At 62.2% G+C, this 267-nt stretch carries 1 protein-coding gene; it reads right to left on the bottom strand.

All coding sequences use genetic code 11. The features are described 5' to 3' along the window. A partial coding sequence (locus tag SB659_RS19680) for a hypothetical protein (protein ID WP_410551629.1) occupies positions 1 to 181 on the bottom strand: 181 nt, incomplete at its 3' end. Between the last annotated feature and the right edge of the window lie 86 nt (positions 182 to 267).

Below are 267 nucleotides of genomic sequence, written 5' to 3'. Positions count from 1 at the left end.
CCTCCGAGCGGATCGGCAGGAAGCCTGAAATGACGGCGCCGGGATCGAAGGCGACGGCGTCGCCTGCGTGGTCGGCCATGGCAAGGGCCATGTCGATGCGCGCATCTGGGGCGATCGCATCGCGAAGGGCGAGCCGTTCGGTTCGCAGATCCGCCTTGAGTTGCTTGAAATCGGTCAACATGCCGCAAACCATAAACCGCTGACAGGCCAATGCAATGCGTGAAAGCGGCGTTCGCTTTGCCGATCGGCTAGATGACGATGCTCGAG

The sequence above is a fragment of the Arthrobacter sp. SIMBA_036 genome (assembly GCF_046535135.1).
In the GTDB taxonomy this organism is placed as follows: Bacteria; Actinomycetota; Actinomycetes; order Actinomycetales; family Micrococcaceae; genus Arthrobacter.
Note: the sequence above shows the minus strand (reverse complement) of the source record. Positions and strands in the feature narration are given on the sequence as shown.